Raw genomic sequence first — 396 nt, 5'->3', positions numbered from 1 at the left:
ATCGACTCCAGCCGTTCGCGCACCTTGGTTCTGCGTAACACGTCGTACCGCATACAACTTCGCGGACAACGTGCGGGTCAGCAGCCGTTGCAGGGCTTTCACCCTGCGCCAGTCGCTTTCCCGCGTCGCCTTCGCAATTCGAATCTGCATCCCTCTCACGTTCCGTTCAACCCGGTGCCAATCGATGGCGTACCAGTTATCCGGCGCGTGTGAGAGCGCAGACCCGTCCTTTCGGACAGATACTCTCATGCTGCTCTCCCGCTTGAAGAAGTGACTTCCCGCGCGAAGAGCAGCACGTCCCTTGCGGGAGCGTTTTGCTCCCGCAACGGGGTAAGAACAACACTGACGACTGAGAGGCCGCCAGCAATCACAAATTCCAGTAGAGGGTAGTCAGCC

1 protein-coding gene is annotated in these 396 nt (G+C 59.1%); it reads right to left on the bottom strand.

Annotation, left to right across the window (positions count from 1 at the left end; genetic code table 11):
* On the bottom strand, positions 1-249 hold a 249-nt coding region (locus SB816_RS30045), incomplete at its 3' end, for a reverse transcriptase N-terminal domain-containing protein (RefSeq protein WP_410547998.1).
* Positions 250-396 lie beyond the last annotated feature (147 nt).

Origin of the sequence: Achromobacter sp. SIMBA_011 (assembly GCF_046535435.1) — a bacterium.
Lineage (GTDB): Bacteria > Pseudomonadota > Gammaproteobacteria > Burkholderiales > Burkholderiaceae_B > Achromobacter > Achromobacter dolens.
This window is presented reverse-complemented; position numbering and strand designations above follow the sequence as displayed.